The sequence below is a fragment of the Vibrio sp. 10N.222.49.C12 genome (genome assembly GCF_041475025.1).
GTDB classification, from domain to species: domain Bacteria; phylum Pseudomonadota; class Gammaproteobacteria; order Enterobacterales; family Vibrionaceae; genus Vibrio; species Vibrio crassostreae_C.
Genome location: NZ_JBFRVF010000062.1, coordinates 1 through 20,590, shown reverse-complemented (window position 1 = coordinate 20,590; position 20,590 = coordinate 1). Strand labels below are relative to the sequence as shown.

Below are 20,590 nucleotides of genomic sequence, written 5' to 3'. Positions count from 1 at the left end.
AGGCCTCCTCCTACTCGATTATTTAAAACAATGACGACTAGTCCGCTAAATATTTCCCTTCTGCAACTTGCCAGAACGCTCGAATTAGAGGGTTATCTAGCTGTGCTCGCTTACAACATACGCCTAACTCAAATGGCTTGATAGGTTCTATCTTTAAGCGGCTAACTTTATCTCTTACTGGACTGTTGTTTATGACCACATCAGGTGCGATGCCAACTCCACATCCTAGTGCCACCATACTTACAATCGCCTCATGGCCAGAAACTTGCGCGTATATGTTGGGTTTTATCTTCATCTTTTTAAACCATGCATTGGCTCGTTCACGCGCTGTTCCTGCTTCTGGGATGATAAAGGGCACTTCATTCCAGTTTGGCTTATCGGATTGCAGTTGTTGGCTAAAGCTACTCACACCAGATGGAATGATGACTGACAGTGGAATATCGCTGATGGTTTCGAATTCTAACCTTGAAGGAAGGATGTCTGGCTTTGCTGAAATCGCGATATCCGCTTCATCGTTTAAGATCTTGTCGATGGATTGAGCTGGATCACCAGTAGAGAGCTTAAATTCAATATACGGATGAATAGCCCTAAATTCGGTTATGAGTTCAGGTAGGTGACTGTAGCTAGCCGTTACTGAACAAAATATACGGATCTCACCTTTAAGTTCTTGCTCTCCGCCCTTCAGGTGAAGGTTATATTGCTGCCACTCTCCAACAATGCTCAATGCAACAGGTAATAGGTGTTTGCCTGCTGGGGTGAGATCAACGCTGCGGTTGTCTCTGATAAGCAATTCTTGCCCCGTCTCCTCTTCTAGTTTTTGTACCTGACGACTCAGCGCTGAAGGACTGACGTGCATAGCAGCAGCGGTTTTGCTGAAACTCTTGCTATCACATAAATGTATAAATAATTGTAGAGATTTTATGTTCATGTTCTGCGATCGTTTCCATGTTGCATTTATTGCAATAACTAATTGTGAATATATCACTTTCAGCAACGGAGTGTCTGTTTTAGTATGAAGTCATTCGATAGAGAGATATCGACCTTACGGACTTATTTTTAAAGGAGTGCCCTAGAATGGCTAACTATTTCAATACATTAAACCTTCGTGAACAACTTGACCAATTGGGTCGTTGCCGCTTTATGGATCGTGAAGAATTCGCGACAGAAGCTGAATACCTTGAAGGTAAGAAAATCGTAATTGTTGGTTGTGGTGCTCAAGGCCTAAACCAAGGTCTAAACATGCGTGATTCTGGTCTAGACGTATCTTACGCTCTACGCCAAGCAGCAATAGATGAAAAGCGTCAATCATTCAAAAATGCTGATGAAAACGGCTTTGTTGTGGGTAGCTACGAAACGCTAATCCCTCAAGCAGACCTAGTAATCAACCTTACTCCTGATAAGCAACACACAAACGTTGTTGAAACAGTAATGCCTCTAATGAAGCAAGGCGCTGCTCTTGGTTACTCTCACGGCTTCAACGTTGTGGAAGAAGGCATGCAATTACGTGCTGACCTTACTGTAGTAATGGTTGCACCTAAGTGTCCAGGCTCTGAAGTTCGCGAAGAGTACAAACGTGGCTTCGGTGTACCAACACTTATCGCTGTTCACCCAGAAAACGACCCTAAAGGCGAAGGTTGGGATATCGCTAAAGCTTGGGCTGCAGGTACTGGTGGTCACCGTGCTGGTTGCCTAGAGTCTTCTTTCGTAGCGGAAGTTAAATCTGACCTTATGGGCGAGCAAACTATCCTTTGTGGCATGCTACAAGCGGGTTCTATCGTATCTTACGAGAAGATGATTGCTGATGGCATCGAACCTGGCTACGCAGGCAAGCTTCTACAATACGGTTGGGAAACGATTACTGAAGCACTTAAGTTTGGTGGCGTAACTCACATGATGGATCGCCTATCTAACCCGGCTAAAGTTAAAGCGTTTGAGCTTTCTGAAGAGCTTAAAGACCTAATGCGTCCGCTTTACAACAAGCACATGGATGACATCATCTCTGGTCACTTCTCTAGCACAATGATGGCTGACTGGGCGAACGATGACGTGAACCTACTAGGCTGGCGTGAAGAGACAGGCGAAACTGCATTCGAAAACTACCCAGCTTCTGACGTAGAAATCTCAGAGCAAGAGTACTTCGACAACGGTATCCTAATGGTTGCTATGGTTCGTGCCGGTGTTGAGCTAGCATTCGAAGCTATGACGGCATCAGGCATCATTGATGAGTCTGCTTACTACGAATCTCTACATGAGCTTCCACTAATCGCAAACACAGTTGCTCGTAAGCGTCTTTACGAAATGAACGTTGTAATCTCTGATACTGCTGAGTACGGTAACTACCTATTCGCTAACGTAGCAACACCGCTACTACGTGAGAAGTTCATGCCTTCAGTAGCAACGGACGTCATCGGCCGTGGTCTAGGTGAGACATCTAACCAAGTTGATAACGCTAAGCTAATTGAAGTAAACGAAGCTATCCGTAACCACCCTGTAGAATATATTGGTGAAGAGCTACGTAGCTACATGAGCGACATGAAGCGTATCGCTGTTGGCGGTTAATCTTCCAGTTTATCACTGAATAAAAATAGCCCTGAACATTTGTTCGGGGCTTTTTTATGCTTGCAACTATTTTACCGGTGAAGGCTTGATAGATTGAGGAAAAAATAAAGGCTTACCCGAAGGTAAGCCTTTATTCGAACTTGAACTGATTGAAAAAAATGACTATTTGTCTGAAAGCTTTGCTTCTAGTTCAGCCAGTTTTTGTTCCATTTCAGTGAGCTTCTGGCGAGTGCGAAGCAGTACTTGTGTTTGAACATCAAACTCTTCACGGCTCACAACGTCTAGCTTGTTGAGTTGGCCTTGGATAACTTGGCGAACTTTTTGGTCTACGTCTGAACCAAGCTCTTTTACTGGTTGAGGCATAGAATCGTGGATCTGCTTAGCAATTTGCTCTAGTTTTTTTGGATCAAACATATCAATTAAAACTCCTGAATATTTATCACTATTCTATTTAATCACATCAAAGATGTCGCCTATGGCGTACAAAAAAAGGCCACCGAAGTAGCCTTTTTATTGTTAATACGACAGGGAAATTACTTATTGTTAGCTAATTCTCTGTGCGCCGCTTTTGCTTCATCAACACGGGCCAGCTTCTCGAGATCTTTATCTTCGAGGAAAACTGGAATTGGTTTATGTTTTTCGGCTAAGTAGCTATAAATAACCGGCAGAACAAACAGCGTAAACAGCGTACCAATCGCCAGACCAGCAACGATAACAATACCGATACTAAAGCGCTGAGCTGCACCTGCACCCGTGGCGTACATCAATGGGATCAGGCCTGCAATCATCGCCGCTGTTGTCATTAGGATTGGACGTAGACGTACCCTTGCCGCCTCCATAACCGCCTCTTTGCGTGATAATTTATTATGCAGCTGCTCTTCTTTTGCTACCTCACAGATCAAGATACCGTGCTTGGTAATCAGACCAACCAAGGTAATCAACCCCACTTGCGAGTAGATGTTCATCGTCGCTGCGCCCCAAGCGAGCGCAATCAATGCACCACATATTGCGAGTGGCACCGACACCATGATAACCAATGGATCTTTTAACGACTCAAATTGAATCGCCAGAACCAAGAAGATGATCGCCAGTGCTAAACCGAACGTCACATACAGTGCGCTGCCTTCTGTTACAAACTGACGCGACTCACCCATGTAGTCATGGTTATAGCCTGCAGGTAATTTGGTTTGGGCAATGTTTTCAAACCAGTTTACCGCATCACCCATCGCCGCGCCCGGCATAGGAACCGCACCGACCGTCGCTGAGTTCAACTGGTTGAAGTGAGGAAGAGAGCGAGGCTCTGCCACCACATCAATTGTTACCAAGCTACCGAGAGGAACAGCATCACCATTGCTGGCTCGAACGTAGTAATGATTCATTGACTCTGGGTTTAAGCGGAACTTACGCTCAACCTGAGGGATCACTTCATAAGAACGACCGTTGAGGTCAATACGGTTAACGTAACCATCCGACATCATGGTGCTTAGGGTGACACCGATATCTTGCATCGTTACCCCATAAGCGCCCGCCATATCTTTATCAATTTGAATCTTCATCGTTGCTGAATCGTAGTTCAAATCAAGGTCAGAGTAGACAAAGAGAGGGCTATCTTTCACATCCGTTAAAATATCGGTTGCGATAGCGAATAAGCTCTCAAAGCTGCTTGGTGTGGTAATCACAAACTGGAGTGGTAGACCAGAACCGGCACCCGGCAACTCTGGCATTTGGAACGCGGTTACTGCCATGCCTGGGATATCTTGTAGCAATCCACTGATACGGTTCGTTACCTCAGATTGGCTAGCCGTGCGCTCACTCCATGGCACCATTGAGGCAATACCAAATGCTTGGTTTGAGTTTGGTACACCAGTGAAGGATTGAGCGTATTGGATTTCAGGCTGGGTCACCAAGATACCGCTCACGTCATCCATCGTGTTACTTAGGTAGTCTAGGTTAGCCGTTGATTGACCAGTACCAATCATCATCACCACCCCTTTATCTTCTGCAGGGGCAAGTTCACTAGGGATGAATTTAAACAGCATCGGCAAGCTTAAAAATACAATGACCGCAAAGCCAATGATAACCGGACGATGATCCATGATCGCATGCAGCATCTTAGAGTAACGGCTTGTCATACGATCAAGTACGCTGTGTACCTTCAGTTCAAACTTACTCGGCTGTGCATTTTCTTTTAGCAGCTTTGAACACATCATTGGAGACAGTGTTAAAGCGATGATTCCAGAAACAAATACCGCGCCAGCGAGGGTTAATGCGAACTCTTTAAACAGCGAGCCTGTGATACCACCCATCATTGCGATAGGGGCATAAACCGCGCCCAATGTCAGTGTCATTGCAATAACCGGTACTGCAATTTCACGGGTACCAATGATGGCAGCCCTGAAAGGAGATTCCCCCAATTTGACGTGTCGATCGACGTTTTCCAGTACTACGATTGCATCATCAACCACTAGACCGATTGCTAATACCATCGCCAGTAGCGTCATTAAGTTCCATGAGAAACCCATGACTTGCATCACCATCGCAACACCAACCAGCGATAAAGGGATGGTTACGATAGGAATGATAACCGCACGCAATGAGCCTAAGAATAGCGTGATAACCACTAATACAATCAGCGCGGCTTCAACAATCGTGTGTATAACCTCTTGAATGGATTCATTAATCGCAATGGTTGAGTCATACATGATATTCATGCTGATATTGCTTGGTAGGTTTCGCTCCAACTCAGGATACAGCTGCATAACATCAGCAGCAATGTTGATCGGGTTAGCACTTGGCGCTGCATTGATGGCGGTTACAACCGTTTGTTTGCCATTAGCACTTGCGCGAACCACATCGTGGCTTTTTTCTAGTGAAACCTTAGCAATATCACCTAAGCGAACAATAGAACCGCCATTTTGACTGGTTTTGACCACCAACCTTTCTAATTCATCGGTATTGGTTACTTGGGTATTGGCACTGCCGTTGTACAGCATAAACTCACCAATTGCTTGGCCAGTTGCTGATTGGTAGTTGTTTGCATTAAGCACCGTCATCACGTCAGTGGCTGTCAGGTTTAATGCTGCCATTTTGGAAGGATCAAGCCATACACGTAATGCGTATTTGATCCCGCCGTACAAGTCGACCTTTGATACGCCATTAACGGTAAACAGTTGTGGGTTAACCACTCGCTCAAGGTAGTCGGTAATTTGGCTTGCAGAGAGTTCATCACTCGTAAAACCAATGTAGAGTACCGCCGTTGTTGAACCGGTAGACATAGTTACGGTTGGATCTTCGGCTTCTTTAGGAAGCTGAGAACGTACCGAGTTAGTCTTGGCCAGTATGTCAGACAGCGCGGCATTCGGGTCGGTATTGAGCTTCATATTGACCGTAATAGTCGAGCTACCGAGTACGGACTGCGACGTCATATAATCAATATTATCGGCTTGAGCGATCGCTTGTTCTAATGGCTGAGTTATAAAGCCTTGGATCAGATCGGCACTGGCACCGTAATAGCTCGTCGTGACCGTCACGATCGTATTTGTCATGTCTGGGTATTCACGAACCTGCATTTTGAAGATTGCTTGGAAGCCAAGCAATGCGATCAAAAAGCTGATTGAAATAGCCAGAACTGGACGTTTAATAAAAACATCAGTAAAGCGCATGATTCCTCCAATTACAGCATTGGTGTTTCAGCTGGCGGCGTCGTTGCATCACTTTCTACAACTCGAACTTTAGCATTGTTACTTAAACGAACTTGACCCGTTGTCACGACAACATCGCCAGGCTCTACGCCTTCCAGTATGTGAGCAATACTTTCTGTACGTTCACCTACTTTCACCACTTGTTGTTTCACACGCTGCACACCATCTTCTTCACGTAAAATATAAACATTGTCACCGTAAAGTGTGAAAGTGATGGCCGTCTGAGGCAGTGTCACTTGGTTTGCTAGTTTAGGTAGAATGATGTTAGCGCGCGCAAACATACCGCTACGTAACTTACCATCGTTGTTTGGGATATCGGCTTGTACTTGGATAAGACCACTTTGGATGCTAACCGCAGGCTCAATGGCACTAATAGAACCTTTAAACGGTTTTTCTGGGTATGCATCAACGAAGATGTCGATCGCCTGACCAACCTCAATACGAGAGATGTCATTTTGAGAAATAGTGAAGCGTAGGCGCATAACACTGGTGTCTTCTAGGCGAACGATGTCAGTGCCAGATTGTAGGTATTGGCCTAGATACACATTACGAATACCGACAGTGCCGTCAAACGGAGCGCGGATCTCGCGACGGGCAATCGATGCTTTAAGGCTTTCAATATCAGCCGCTAACGATAAGAAATTAGCTTCTGCTTCATCGAAGGCTTCCTTAGAGATAGAGCCTTTCTTGAATAGCCCTTGGTAGCGCTTGTATTTAGCTTCAGCAGCCGGTAAGCGTGCCTCAGAGCTTTTTAGATTGGCTTTCTCTACATCAGAATCAAGGCGGATCAGTTGTTGGTCATTTTTAACCTCAGTACCTGATTCGAAAGAAATTTGATCGATAACACCGCTGGTTTCGTTCGCTAGTGTCACACCTTGGTTAGGTTCGATGAAGCCGATAGCTTCAATCACTGGAACCCAGTCGATCGGCTGAACTTCAGTTACCGTTACTGGAAACTCTGGTTCAGGGCGGTTGGCCATATACTCAGCAATTTTTTGTTGTTTGAACATGTTAAACCCAATAACGCTGCCGAAAAGTAGTACAGCGATGAGTAACATGAAGAAAGTCCACTTTTTCATTATGGTCAAAACTCCGATCTAGTGTTTAATTATTGCGTCCCAACTGGCTTCGATTGCAGATTCTAGTTCTGCCTCATCAAGTTGGTAAAATCCTAAAGAATGCTTGCGTGCTAGAGAAACACTAGCCGCCAAGCTCAATCCACCTAATACTTCATTGTTAAGTGGTTTAAACAATCCTTGTTCTTTCCCCTCATTAAATAGCAGCTCAACTTGGGCAAACATTTTACGTTCTAGTTCCCTGAAGTTTAGGCTATTTGTGATGGGTAGAGAGTCATACTGAACCCGATTTTTTATTGCGGCTAAATTCGTTCCTGCTAAGTTCCATATGTTCAACCACATAGTACGGTAGCGTTGTTTAATTGGATCCGAATCATTAACCCCTTGTTGAACAGCATCAGCTACTCTTTGAGTCACGAGCATTCGAACATCTTCTATCAAATGCTCTTTATCATCGAAGTAGCGATAGATAGTGCCTGCAGCCACTCCCGCTTCTTTGGCTAATTTTTGCATTGAAAGGCCTTGGAAACCGACCTCTGCAATTAGCTTTTCAGCTGCAGAAAGTATTTGCTGGCGTTTATCCCGAGGTGCATGAGTTGTCATATTTCAACCACCAATGAATGAACGTTCATTCATTATAGCCTAATAACCACACACATGTGCAACAAAGTTTTACATAATCAGCGTAAAAATCTTGTATAAGAGAACGTAGCATTCGTGCTGTTGCAGCATTATTATAGGCGCGCAATTGAATTCGCCCCTCTAGACCAAACTGAGAATCAAATGAAACTGAACCCAAGACAAGATGAAGCCGTGAAATATGTTTCGGGCCCCTGCTTAGTATTAGCGGGCGCTGGATCCGGTAAAACACGTGTTATCACCAATAAAATTGCTTATCTGGTTCAGGAATGTGGCTATAAGGCGCGTAATATTGCGGCGGTGACCTTTACTAATAAAGCGGCACGCGAGATGAAAGAGCGTGTTGGGCAAACTCTAGGTAAGGGCGAATCGAAAGGGCTGATTGTTTCGACTTTTCATACCATGGGCTTAACCATCATTCGCCGTGAATACAAAGCGCTGGGTTTGAAAGCGGGTTTCTCTCTGTTTGATGACCAAGACCAGTTAGCTTTGTTAAAAGAGTTAACAGAGAGACAGATCGATGGTGATAAGGATTTGCTACGCGCTTTAATGAGCACCATTTCGAATTGGAAAAATGACATGCTGACGCCAGATCAGGCGAAAGCACGTGCTCAAGGCGAACAAGAGCAGTTGTTTGCATTCTGTTTTGAGATGTACCAGAAACAGATGAAGGCATACAACGCACTCGATTTTGATGATCTGATCGCGATGCCTGTATTACTACTGAAAACCAATCAAGAGGTGCGTGAGCGCTGGCAGTCGCGTATCCGCTATTTACTGGTCGATGAATACCAAGATACCAACACCAGCCAATATGAGTTGGTTCGTTTACTGGTGGGAGAGCGTGGTCGCTTGACAGTAGTAGGTGACGATGACCAATCTATCTATTCATGGCGTGGTGCAAAACCGCAAAACTTGGTGTTGCTGGGTGAGGACTATCCAAATCTTCGCTTGATCAAACTCGAGCAAAACTATCGCTCAACCAGCCGAATATTACGTGCGGCGAACATCTTGATCGCCAACAACCCACACGTTTATGAAAAGTCACTATTCTCAGAGATCCCAGACGGTGAAAAGCTCAAGGTACTGAATGCTAAGAATGAAGAGCATGAAGCAGAGCGTATTACCGGCGAGATCATCGCCCACAAGTTTTTGAACCGTACTGAATACAAAGATTACGCAGTGCTTTACCGTGGTAACCACCAATCACGCTTGATTGAAAAAGCGCTGATGCAGAACCGTGTGCCTTACAAGATCTCTGGCGGTACCTCTTTCTTCGCGAGAGCCGAGATTAAAGACATCATGGCTTACCTGCGTGTGTTGGTGAACCCTGATGATGACAACGCCTTCCTACGTATTGTAAACACACCGCGCCGAGAGATTGGTCCGGTGACGCTTGAGAAGTTAGGCAGCTACGCCAATATGCGTGGCAAGAGCTTGTTTGAAGCCAGCTTTGAGATGGGCTTAGAGCAGACACTGACGGGGCGTGGTTTAGAAAATTTGCGCCGCTTCGGTGACTGGATTGTTCGTATCTCAGACAATGCCGAGCGTGGTAATACGGTTGAAGCCGTTCGTTCTTTGGTTCGTGACATCAACTACGAAGATTGGTTGTACGAAACCTCAGCGAGCCCGAAAGCCGCTGAAATGCGAATGAAGAACGTCTCTGATCTGTATAGCTGGATTGTGGCCGATCTTGAGGGTGACAACTACGATAAAGAAGAGAAAACCCTGCGCGAGGTGGTTCAACGTTTAACGCTGCGCGATATGATGGAGCGTGGTGAGGATGATGACGATGCAGATCAAGTCCAATTAATGACATTGCATGCATCGAAAGGTCTAGAGTTCCCATATGTATTCCTGATGGGTGCAGAAGAGGGCATCTTGCCGCACCAAACCAGTGTCGATGAAGGCAACGTAGAAGAAGAACGTCGTCTTATGTATGTGGGGATTACTCGAGCGCAGAAAGAGCTGACTTTTACTAAGTGTCGTGAACGTCGTCAATATGGTGAATTAATAAAGCCAACACAAAGCCGCTTCCTCGATGAGCTGCCGCACGATGATGTGGAGTGGGAAAGCGTTAAGAAGCCTCAATCCGCTGAAGAAAGAATGGAAAAAGGGCAGGCGCACATTGCGAATATTCGAGCGATGTTCAACAAGAAGTAATGCCCTACTTTAATCGCACTATATAGAAGCCAATAAAAAAGGTGACCATGAGGTCACCTTTTCTGAATCTGGCATTTTTAACTATAGCTCGGCAAATTACAGACCAGCAATCATGTGCTCGATAGCATCTTTGATTTCGTCGTCTGAACAATCCATACATGAACCTTTCGCTGGCATCGCATTGAAGCCGTTGATTGCGTGGTCAGCTAGAATGTCGCGACCTTGAGCAATGCGAGGACCCCAGTCACCAGCATCACCTGTTTTAGGTGCGCCACTTACGCCAGATGCGTGACAAGCGATACAAAAGGTACCGTAAACTGCTGCGCCATCACGAGGGCCTGTTGGTTCTGCGGCTACTGGCTCGCTGCCGACTAGGTAAACTTGGCCAACTGGTTTGATGCGTTCAGCAATTGCATCGTGCTCCGCTTCGCTTAGGCCTGCAGCCATTGCGCCAGTTGAAAAGGTTAAAACTGCGATGACAACGCTTAAAATTCGACGAGACATATCCATTAAACTCACTTTACATTCCCAAGGTAAGTACATGCTTACCAATTTATAGTGTTGGAAGGGTGTTTTGGCTTTAACCAGCAAAGAGCAACTGTTAAACCAATGTAAATAATGGGTGATTATATCCCGATAAGTTGTTGCAATAAACAACAACTTATAAGCTGTGGCGGGTTGTAGTACTCAAATAAGGGGTTTATCACATATTAACTGTCGAAAAAGAGACCAAACAGAAAAAAAAGTTAAAAAAGTACTAGACGGCATTGGGTGATATACGTATTATTCCACTCCGCCGACAGGGCATGCGCCTGTAGCTCAGCTGGATAGAGCGTTGGCCTCCGGAGCCAAAGGCCGAAGGTTCGAATCCTTTCAGGCGCGCCATCCGGTCTCTTACTTCGGTAAGTGAGAAATTGGCAAAAAGAAATAATGGTGGCTATAGCTCAGTTGGTAGAGCCCTGGATTGTGATTCCGGTGGTCGCGAGTTCGAATCTCGTTAGCCACCCCATTCTTTCTTTACAAAATATCGGTAGCTTCGGCTTCCAGTGTTGATTTATTATTCCCAAGAGTCGATACAAAACTAGTCGGTGAATAGCGCAGCTTGGTAGCGCATCTGGTTTGGGACCAGAGGGTCGGGGGTTCGAATCCCTCTTCACCGACCACTATTTCAATAATCGCTTTTAAGCGGTTATATAAAAAATTAGTGGTGGCTATAGCTCAGTTGGTAGAGCCCTGGATTGTGATTCCGGTGGTCGCGAGTTCGAATCTCGTTAGCCACCCCATTAATTTTGGTAGCTTCTTTGAAGTTCCCAGTTTGAGAAATCAAACGAAACGTCTCGGTGAATAGCGCAGCTTGGTAGCGCATCTGGTTTGGGACCAGAGGGTCGGGGGTTCGAATCCCTCTTCACCGACCACCTTAAGAAGCCCTAGTCGAAAGACTAGGGCTTTTTTACATCTGAAACTTAGATAACTTGAACAGAGTGGGGTTCGCCTGATGTTCAAAGAATGTCTCTTCACTGATCACTTAAGAAGCCTCAACTAGCCGTCCGCGTCAGAAATGACGGGGCTTCTTACATCTATCTCCCCTTCTTATATAAGACAGATTCCTAACGATCTGCTTGATAATGGTGCTGCTACAGAGTTGCTTTCTTTATCAAATGTACAGTTCTATATCTAATTTTATATAAATGGAGTGCTCAATAATTCGACATATTAATGGCTTTGGTCTAAAGACTTTTATGAAAAGTGAAACCTGACCCTAAATTTGCTCACTAAGGCCTGAATTTGACAGCTTTGTACGCATTTGGTCGTTCAAAAACTCCTCTGATTTATTAGGCCTTTCGTTTGTCTGTTTTGTATTTACCAAAATAATACAGATGGTTAAATGTATGGCTAATTAACGTTTATCTGGTTGTTTTATTTGTTCAAATTAACAAAATTAGCGTTTGTTTCTATAGTGTTAATTGTTTTTTGGAATAATTATTTGTTTTTAGTGGCTGGTAGTGAGATCTGCTTTGAAGCACGGCTTTAACTCTACAAGTAAGTAGTGGTAAGGAGTTTGTGAGTATTTCTTGCCGATAATATAATGTTGATTTTTCTTACTATATGCTCTTTTGGTGAATAGTTATGTGGCACTTTTGCTTGCTAAGCGTTTAATGTCGACTTTTTATCCTATTTTTGTTGCTTTTCTGTGAATTATTTGCCAAATTGTCAACCGTATAAAATATCAGAACAATATTCTGGTAAGAATGGATTCAATTTTGCAGACAGGGCAGAAAGCTGCCAAAGCAGTAGAGGTCTGGTAATGTCACTTTTAGAAGTAAAAAATCTTCGTATCGAATACCCATCTCGTCATGGAGTTCACGCCGCAGTTAAATCACTTTCGTTCAACATTGAACGTGGTGAGATTGTTGGTGTTGTAGGCGAGTCTGGTGCAGGTAAATCAACAGTAGGTAATGCTGTGATCGATTTGCTGAGCCCTCCTGGCCGCATTGCTAGCGGCGAGGTATTTCTGGATGGCGAAAAAGTCTCTGGTTTATCTCCTGAACAGATGCGTTCTGTTCGCGGCTCAAAGATTGGTTTTATCTTCCAAGACCCAATGACTTCTCTTAACCCTCTATTCACAGTAGAACAGCAGTTAAAAGAGACGATTCATGCCAACATGAAGGTTTCGGATCAAGAAGCCTACCAGCGCTCATTAGACTTGATGAACCAAGTGGGTATCCCACAACCAGAAAACCGTTTAAAGCAGTACCCTCACCAATTCTCTGGCGGTATGCGTCAGCGTGTGGTTATCGCGATCGCATTGGCAGGTGAACCTGACCTAATCATCGCAGATGAACCAACAACAGCACTGGATGTTTCTATCCAAGACCAGATCTTGGGTTTGATTCGCGACCTATGTATTAAGAAGAACGTAGGTTGCATGTTGGTCACGCACGACATGGGCGTGGTATCTAACGTTACCGACCGCGTAGCCGTTATGTATCGTGGTGACTTAGTTGAGTTTGGCCCAACAGCGAAAGTTCTGGGTACTCCTGAGCACCCATATACACACAGTCTTATCTCTGCGGTTCCTCGTTCGGATCGCAAACTCGATCGTTTCCCTCTTGTTAGCTACATCGAAGAAGCACAAGAGATGGAACCATTGGATGTGAAGAACCACTGGTTAGGTCAAAGCCAAGATCACCGTGATTACACTGGCCCTCTGTTGAACGTTGAGAACGTCAACTTACGCTTTACTACCAAAGATTCTTTCTTTGAGAGCCGTCGTGAGTACGTTCAAGCATCAAACAACGTGAGCTTTGAAGTGCATGAAGGTGAGACGTTTGGTTTAGTAGGTGAATCAGGTTCAGGTAAATCAACGATTGCTCGTGTGATTGCTGGCTTGTACGCACCAAACTCAGGCAAGGTAACGTTTGAAGGCGTTGATCTTACTGGTCTGAAATCTGAAAAAGAACGTCGCCCTATGCGTCGTCAAATGCAGATGGTTTTCCAAAACCCTTACACATCAATGAACCCTCGAATGAAGATATTCGACATCATTGCTGAACCTATCCGATTCCATAAGCTTACTCGCAACGAAAATGAAACTCGTCAGATCGTGAACGACCTGCTAGAGCACGTGGGTTTAGGCAAAATGGCTGGGGTGAAGTACCCACACGAATTCTCAGGTGGTCAACGTCAGCGTATTTCTATCGCTCGCGCTTTGGCGACTCGCCCACGTCTTTTGATTTGTGATGAACCAACATCGGCACTGGACGTGTCGGTACAGGCTCAGATTCTTAACCTACTAAAAGACTTACAAGACGAGCTAAACCTAACCATGCTGTTCATCAGTCACGATCTACCGGTTATTCGCCAAATGTGTGACCGTGTTGGTGTGATGCAGATGGGGACATTATTGGAGGTTGCGCCAACGGAGCAGCTGTTCCAATCACCTCAGCATGAATACAGCAAACAACTGATTTCTTTAATGCCTGAATTTACAGGCTTAAGAGAAGAAAAAGCAGTGGCACAAGCCGCGGTATAAAAATCAGCAGGCTGGAGTTTAGCTTGCTAACAACAATAAACAGACGCAAATACAACAACTAGGGATCTGGATTCCCGCATGAAGGAGTTATGCAATGAAAACCATGAAAAGCAAATTAGCAGTAGCTTTAATGGCAGCTGGCCTAAGCTTTAGTGCAGCAGCAGCAGATATTACCGTTGGCTACGCAGCTGACCCAGTATCACTTGACCCGCACGAGCAGCTGTCTGGTGGCACACTGCAAATGTCTCACATGGTGTTTGACCCTCTAGTACGTTTCACTCAAGAGATGGATTTTGAAGGCCGCCTAGCATCTAGCTGGGAGCGTGTTGATGAAACGACTTTCCGCTTCAACCTACGTAAAGGTGTGAAATTCCACTCTGGTAACGAACTGACTGCTGATGATGTTGTGTGGACTTTTGAACGTCTACAAGCTTCTCCAGACTTTAAGTCTATCTTCACGCCATACGAAAAAATGGTAAAAGTGGATGACTACACAGTTGAGCTAGTATCAAAAGCGGCTTACCCACTAGTACTACAAACAGCAACTTACATCTTCCCAATGGACAGCAAGTTCTACTCTGGCCAAACAGCGGAAGGTAAAGACAAGTCTGAGCTAGTTAAGCACGGTAACTCGTTTGCTTCGACTAACGTTTCAGGTACTGGTCCATTTATCGTAACGCAGCGTGAGCAAGGCGTTAAAGTAACGTTCGAGCGTTTCAACGATTACTGGGACACAGAAACTGAAGGCAACGTAGACAAGCTAACACTTGTGCCAATCAAAGAAGACGCGACACGTGTTGCAGCACTTCTTTCTGGCGACGTTGATATGATTCACCCAGTAGCACCAAACGATCACAAGCGTGTTAAAAACGCTAAGAACATCGATCTAGTGACGCTACCTGGTACTCGTATCATCACGTTCCAAATGAACCAAAACAGCAACGAAGCACTTAAAGATGTTCGCGTTCGTCAGGCGATTGTTCACGCAATCAACAACGAAGGTATCGTTAAGAAGATCATGAAAGGCTTCGCAACAGCAGCTGGTCAGCAAAGCCCAACAGGCTACGCGGGTCACAACGAAGACCTAGTTCCTCGTTACGATCTGAAAAAAGCGAAAGAGCTGATGAAAGAAGCGGGCTACGAAGATGGCTTTACGCTAACTATGATGGCTCCAAACAACCGTTACGTGAACGATGCGAAAGTAGCGCAAGCGTCTGCGGCAATGCTGTCTAAGATTGGTATCAAAGTTGATCTTAAAACTATGCCTAAAGCACAGTACTGGCCTGAGTTTGACCTATGTTCAGCAGACATGATGATGATCGGCTGGCACTCAGATACAGAAGATTCAGCTAACTTCAACGAGTTCCTAACTATGACTCGTAACGAAGAGACTGGCCGTGGTCAATACAACTGTTCTGGCTACTCAAACCCAGAAATGGATGCGATCGTAGAAGCTTCTAACACTGAAACTGACCCAGTTAAGCGTGCTGAAATGCTGAAAGGCGTTGAAGCAACACTTTACAACGACGCAGCATTCGTACCGCTACACTGGCAAAGTGAAGCGTGGGGCGCGAAGTCTAACGTAGGTGCAGCAGACGTAGTAAACCCAATGGTTATGCCTTACTTCGGCGACCTAGTTGTAAAATAATCTAGCTTGCTAGAATCGAGAGCTTGAAGCTTTTCAGGCTCTCAAATTATTAAGATATAGATTTAAGTTTCGGTATTTGGTCTTCCTTCAGTCTGGCTAAATACCTTTTTTAAGACTGAATTTTGTTATCTAGTCGCGGATTTCGACTAGATAGTCATGGATAGATAAGGGGCAAGGAATGGTTACGTTTCTGGTCAAGCGCCTGTTTCAGGCACTGATAGTGATGTTTGTGATCAGTTTGGTGGCGTTTGCCATTCAGGATAACCTGGGCGACCCGTTGCGTGAGTTAGTCGGTCAATCTGTTTCAGAATCGGAGCGTCAAGCGCTGCGTGATGAACTCGGCTTAAATGATCCCTTCATTACAAAATACACTCGCTTTGTGGGCGCAGCTCTACAAGGTGATCTTGGTACTTCATATTTCTTTAAACGCCCAGCTGTGGACGTAATCTTAGATAAACTAGTCGCAACGCTTGAGCTTGTGTTCGGCGCTTCTCTGATCATTGTTTGTCTGTCGATTCCACTTGGCGTTTATTCTGCAATACACCCAAAAAGCTTCTTCACTAAACTGGTGATGGCGGGCAGTAGTATCGGCATTTCTGTGCCCGTTTTCTTAACCGCAATCATGTTGATGTATGTATTCTCTATTGAGTTAGGTTGGCTGCCGTCGTTTGGACGTGGTGAGACCGCAAACTGGTTTGGCTGGGAGTCTGGTTTCTTAACGATAGATGGCCTTGCACACTTAGTGCTGCCGAGTATTGCTCTAGCATCTATCATGCTGCCTCTGTTCATTCGTCTAGTACGCTCTGAAATGCTAGAGGTTCTTAGCTCTGAATATATCAAGTTTGGTAAAGCAAAAGGCCTAGCGCTGAACAAGATTTACTACCAACACGCTTTGAAAAACACAATGCTGCCAGTACTAACGGTAGGCGGTGTTCAAATCGGTACTATGGTGGCTTACACCATTCTTACTGAAACTGTATTCCAGTGGCCGGGTACCGGCTTCCTATTCCTTGAAGCGATTAACCGAGTGGATACACCACTGATTACCGCATACGTTATCTTCGTTGGCCTGATCTTCGTAGTAACTAACACCATTGTTGACTTGCTATACGGCATCATTAACCCAACAGTGAACATCACAGGGAAAGGAGCATAATCATGGAACAAACAACAACAGCTCCATCTCGTTGGGAGCGATTCAAGCAGTCAGACATTCTGTACTACTTCTTACGTGACAAAGTGGCAATGGTGAGCTTCGCTATCTTTGCAGCTTTCCTTGTTATGGCATTAGCGGCACCTATTCTAGCGCCAACAGACCCGTATGACGTGACGTCTATCGACATCATGGATTCTGAGTTGCCACCATCTTGGATGGAAGACGGCGAAGAACGCTTCCTACTGGGTACTGATGAGCAGGGTCGTGACATCTTATCTACGATGCTTTACGGCTCGCGTCTGTCATTGACGATCGGTTTCCTAGCGGTAGGTCTTCAGCTGACTCTCGGTATCATCATTGGCTTGTCTGCAGGTTACTTCGGTGGTCGTATTGATAGCTTCCTGATGCGTTTTGCCGATGTTCAGCTTTCGTTCTCAACCATGATGGTTGCGATCATTGTCTCGGCCATCTTTAAGGCGAGTTTCGGTAGTGACTTCTACGCGCAATATGCGGTTGTTATGCTGGTGGTGATCATCGGTATTGCTGAATGGCCGCAGTATGCTCGTACGATTCGTGCATCGGTATTGGCAGAGAAGAAGAAAGAGTACGTAGAAGCGGCACGTGTGATGGGCTTTAGAGCGCCTCGCATCATGTTCCGCCATATTCTGCCTAACTGTTTATCACCGATTTTGGTTATCTCTACGGTACAGGTGGCAAATGCCATAATGTCAGAAGCGGCACTTTCTTTCCTAGGTTTAGGTCTTCCGGTAGACCAACCATCACTCGGTGCCCTGATCAGTACTGGTTTTAACTACATTTTCTCAGGAGCATGGTGGATCACAGCATTCCCAGGTGTGCTTTTGGTAACATTGGTTCTCGTTATTAACCTATTAGGCGACTGGTTACGTGACGTGTTCAACCCGAAAATTTATAAAGGGTGATAGCCCGGTTTGATTTTTAGTAAAAAAAGTCACTAAATTAAGAGCCGTAAGCAATTACGGCTCTTTTTTTGCTTAATGGATCTGGAACTTAGTATTATTGACAGTGTCAATAATAGTTAAAATGGAATTCATGTTTTATCGACATAGATTCGGTAATAATTAGCCCGCAAGGGTTTAAGTGGTGGTTATGAAATTGACAATGAATGCTGTATGTCGTGCTGTGACGAGAAATTATCGTATGGGACTTATCGCTGCATCTCTTTTGGTATCGAGCCAAGTGAATGCAGAGTCGGTTCTATGTGATGCAACTCAGGCAAGCACCAACCAATTACCACAGCTAGAGCAATCATGTCCGATCGGTAAGGGCGTGTGGGGCAGTAAAGCACCAAAACGTCATTCAGATAACGAACTGTTTTGGGTTCAATGTGGCCTGCTGAACAAGCCTTTGTCACTGAGCCGAGCAAAGCCTCTGTATGAGAAGATCTCGACCAACGTTTGGATGAAGCCGGAAGGCGGAGACTACCGTTGCTTAATCGGACCTTATTCTACCTTCTCTGATGCGAGAAAAGACCTAGCTCAGGTGCGTAAGGTTTCTGGTTACGGTGAAGCCTTTATTCGTATGGTCGATAAGTCGAAAACCTCATCACAGCCTATTGTGGCAAAACCAGCAGAGCCAAAAGCGGTGACGCACAAGGCTCCTGCAAAAGTAGAAGCTAAGCCTGCACCGAAACCTGTGGCTACTAAGCAAGTGGCGGCGGTAGCGAGCGCTGCAGCAATTCAGACGCTACCAAGCGGTAACGCGAGTTCAGACAATGATCTAGAGATCGAGATTCGCGTGAAAGCAGACATTGCGGGTAGCCAATATGCTATTCCTTACCTTCTAGATCATCAACAACAGTTCTACATGGAGCAAGGTAAGCCTTGGAGCCGCCTAGATTACGATAGCGCTGAATTGGTGTGTAATCAGGTCAACATGAAGCTGATGAGTGAGAAGCAATGGCAAAGCATCTTGAGCTCAAAGGTTATGGAAAAACAGAACTGGCCAATGCATCTCCCTTATTGGGGCGCAGATAAGAAAGGTCTGTTTACCAACGGTAACGTCAACCAGTTGAAAGGTTCTTCATTGCTTAATGTGATGTGCGTTAAGTAACGACGACCGTTACCAAACCAAATAAGCCTCAGCCATTGCTGGGGCTTTGTTGTTTATACGCCTCTCTTTTTCAACATCGGTTCGACTTTTAGACACTCGTTCTTCAAGACGAATTTGATTAAAAATCGTTAAAAATTGTTCAAATAGCGCGGCTGATGCGTAGAAAACCATAACTCAAGCAATAAGGTGATTGAGATTATGAGTTTAAAAAAACGATTAGAAGACGTGGCTCCACGCTTTGAAGCCGGTGGTAAGTACGAAAAGCTCTACCCAGTGTATGAAGCTTTCGCGACAATATTCTATACACCCGGAAACGTAAACCGCGGCATAACCCATGTTCGTGACAGCATTGACCTAAAGCGCATTATGATTTTGGTGTGGTTGGCGACCTTCCCGGCAATGTTCTGGGGAATGTATAACGTCGGACACCAAAGCGTTCTCGCACTCACATCCAGTTATCAATTAAATGAACTTGCCTCGGTTATCGAGAGTAGCTGGCGTCTGTCGTGGGCATTTGGTGATGCGCAGTCATTGATGGCAAGTGGCTGGGCAAGTCAGATGTTGCTTGGTGCACTCTATTTCCTACCCGTTTATGCCACGGTGTTTGTTGTGGGTGGCTTCTGGGAGGTTTTATTTGCCGTTGTACGAAAACATGAGGTGAATGAAGGTTTCTTTGTTAGCTCGGTACTATTCGCACTCATTCTTCCGCCAACCATCCCGCTTTGGCAAGCCGCTTTAGGTATCACCTTTGGTATCGTTGTCGCCAAAGAGCTGTTCGGTGGTACAGGACGAAACTTCTTGAACCCAGCCCTTGCAGGCCGCGCGTTTCTCTATTTCGCCTATCCAGCCAACATGTCGGGTGGGCTTGTGTGGGTTGCCGCTGACGGCTATTCAGGCGCGACACCGCTGAGTCAATGGTATGAAGGCGGCAGCACGTCACTCATCAATAACATGACTGGCGAGGCGATCACCTGGATGGATGCCTTTATCGGTAATATTCCAGGTTCGATGGGTGAGGTGTCGTCACTGCTGATCATGCTGACGGGGTTGATTTTGATTGTGATGAAGATAGCGTCTTGGCGCATTGTCGCCGGTGTGATTGTCGGCCTTGTCGTGACGTCGAGTTTACTGAACTGGATAGGGTCGGATACTAACTCGATGTTTTCGATGCCGTTTTACTGGCACTTTGTGTTGGGTGGTGTTGCCTTTGGTACCTTCTTCATGGCAACAGACCCTGTATCTGCCGCGTTTACCAATCAGAGTAAATGGGCCTATGGGATTTTGATCGGCGTGATGACGGTCGGTATTCGAGTGCTTAATCCAGCCTACCCAGAGGGCATTATGCTGGCTATCTTGTTCGCCAACCTGTTCGCTCCGCTATTCGACTTTGTAGTGAAAGAGCAGAACATTAAACGAAGACTTAAACGGACATCGCGCTAATCTAGGTGATTAAAAGTGAAAGTGACTCCCATAAGAAAGGCTTGCATTGATGCAAGCCTTTCAATTTGTGCGCCGAGCATGGCG

At 45.4% G+C, this 20,590-nt stretch carries 14 protein-coding genes and 5 tRNA genes; 13 read left to right on the top strand and 6 right to left on the bottom strand.

The features are described 5' to 3' along the window. Positions 1-37: 37 nt before the first annotated feature. Positions 38-928: an HTH-type transcriptional activator IlvY gene (ilvY, locus tag AB4583_RS17475; protein WP_268663829.1), complete on the bottom strand. Its 891-nt coding sequence runs from the start codon at positions 926-928 to the stop codon at positions 38-40. Positions 929-1,074: 146 nt separating this feature from the next. On the opposite strand from ilvY, the gene ilvC reads away from it, so the two are divergent. After that, entirely contained in the window at positions 1,075-2,559 is a 1,485-nt protein-coding gene (gene ilvC / locus AB4583_RS17470) for a ketol-acid reductoisomerase (RefSeq protein ID WP_017061965.1), read from the top strand. A gap of 162 nt (positions 2,560-2,721) precedes the next feature. Here the strand turns inward: ilvC and ubiK are convergent, their stop codons facing one another. From ubiK to AB4583_RS17450, 4 genes are all read right to left on the bottom strand, one after another. After that, positions 2,722-2,973, bottom strand: coding sequence for a ubiquinone biosynthesis accessory factor UbiK (ubiK, locus tag AB4583_RS17465; RefSeq protein ID WP_017061964.1), 252 nt, complete (start codon positions 2,971-2,973; stop codon positions 2,722-2,724). Between the two features lie 119 nt (positions 2,974-3,092). Further along, positions 3,093-6,221, bottom strand: a complete 3,129-nt coding sequence (locus AB4583_RS17460) for a multidrug efflux RND transporter permease subunit (protein ID WP_372118532.1) — start codon at positions 6,219-6,221, stop codon at positions 3,093-3,095. An 11-nt stretch (positions 6,222-6,232) separates the two neighbouring features. Next, a complete protein-coding gene (locus AB4583_RS17455; RefSeq protein WP_017069625.1) occupies positions 6,233-7,339 on the bottom strand; it encodes an efflux RND transporter periplasmic adaptor subunit in 1,107 nt (368 codons plus the stop codon). Between the two features lie 18 nt (positions 7,340-7,357). Next, positions 7,358-7,939, bottom strand: coding sequence for a TetR/AcrR family transcriptional regulator (locus AB4583_RS17450; protein WP_017061961.1), 582 nt, complete (start codon positions 7,937-7,939; stop codon positions 7,358-7,360). A gap of 180 nt (positions 7,940-8,119) precedes the next feature. Here AB4583_RS17450 and rep point away from each other — a divergent pair, with 180 nt between their 5' ends. After that, positions 8,120-10,138, top strand: a complete 2,019-nt coding sequence (rep, locus tag AB4583_RS17445; RefSeq protein ID WP_017061960.1) for a DNA helicase Rep — start codon at positions 8,120-8,122, stop codon at positions 10,136-10,138. Positions 10,139-10,234: 96 nt separating this feature from the next. On the opposite strand, the gene AB4583_RS17440 is transcribed toward rep, so the two are convergent. Further along, the gene (locus AB4583_RS17440; protein WP_017063036.1) at positions 10,235-10,648 is read right to left on the bottom strand and encodes a cytochrome c5 family protein; all 414 of its coding nucleotides are present in this window, start codon (positions 10,646-10,648) and stop codon (positions 10,235-10,237) included. A gap of 298 nt (positions 10,649-10,946) precedes the next feature. On the opposite strand from AB4583_RS17440, the gene AB4583_RS17435 reads away from it, so the two are divergent. The 11 genes from AB4583_RS17435 (at position 10,947) to AB4583_RS17385 (ending at position 20,506) form a co-directional block, all read left to right on the top strand. After that, positions 10,947-11,023: transfer RNA gene (locus AB4583_RS17435), tRNA-Arg, on the top strand. A gap of 48 nt (positions 11,024-11,071) precedes the next feature. Next, positions 11,072-11,147 (top strand) — tRNA-His (locus AB4583_RS17430). 77 nt (positions 11,148-11,224) lie between these two features. Continuing rightward, positions 11,225-11,301: transfer RNA gene (locus AB4583_RS17425), tRNA-Pro, on the top strand. Between the two features lie 44 nt (positions 11,302-11,345). Beyond that, positions 11,346-11,421: transfer RNA gene (locus AB4583_RS17420), tRNA-His, on the top strand. A gap of 55 nt (positions 11,422-11,476) precedes the next feature. Beyond that, positions 11,477-11,553: transfer RNA gene (locus tag AB4583_RS17415), tRNA-Pro, on the top strand. 890 nt (positions 11,554-12,443) lie between these two features. Next, positions 12,444-14,171 carry an ABC transporter ATP-binding protein gene (locus tag AB4583_RS17410; RefSeq protein WP_017060132.1) on the top strand — a complete coding sequence of 576 codons (1,728 nt, stop codon included), beginning with the start codon at positions 12,444-12,446 and terminating at the stop codon, positions 14,169-14,171. 94 nt (positions 14,172-14,265) lie between these two features. Then, positions 14,266-15,819 carry an ABC transporter substrate-binding protein gene (locus AB4583_RS17405; protein WP_017060133.1) on the top strand — a complete coding sequence of 518 codons (1,554 nt, stop codon included), beginning with the start codon at positions 14,266-14,268 and terminating at the stop codon, positions 15,817-15,819. Positions 15,820-15,997: 178 nt separating this feature from the next. After that, entirely contained in the window at positions 15,998-16,975 is a 978-nt protein-coding gene (locus AB4583_RS17400; protein ID WP_008218600.1) for an ABC transporter permease, read from the top strand. 2 nt (positions 16,976-16,977) lie between these two features. Further along, positions 16,978-17,916 carry an ABC transporter permease gene (locus AB4583_RS17395; RefSeq protein WP_017060135.1) on the top strand — a complete coding sequence of 313 codons (939 nt, stop codon included), beginning with the start codon at positions 16,978-16,980 and terminating at the stop codon, positions 17,914-17,916. Between the two features lie 187 nt (positions 17,917-18,103). Further along, positions 18,104-19,066: an SPOR domain-containing protein gene (locus AB4583_RS17390; protein WP_029235875.1), complete on the top strand. Its 963-nt coding sequence runs from the start codon at positions 18,104-18,106 to the stop codon at positions 19,064-19,066. A gap of 198 nt (positions 19,067-19,264) precedes the next feature. Further along, complete coding sequence (locus AB4583_RS17385; RefSeq protein ID WP_102332573.1) at positions 19,265-20,506, top strand: NADH:ubiquinone reductase (Na(+)-transporting) subunit B; 1,242 nt, start codon at positions 19,265-19,267, stop codon at positions 20,504-20,506. The last annotated feature ends 84 nt before the right edge of the window (positions 20,507-20,590 follow it).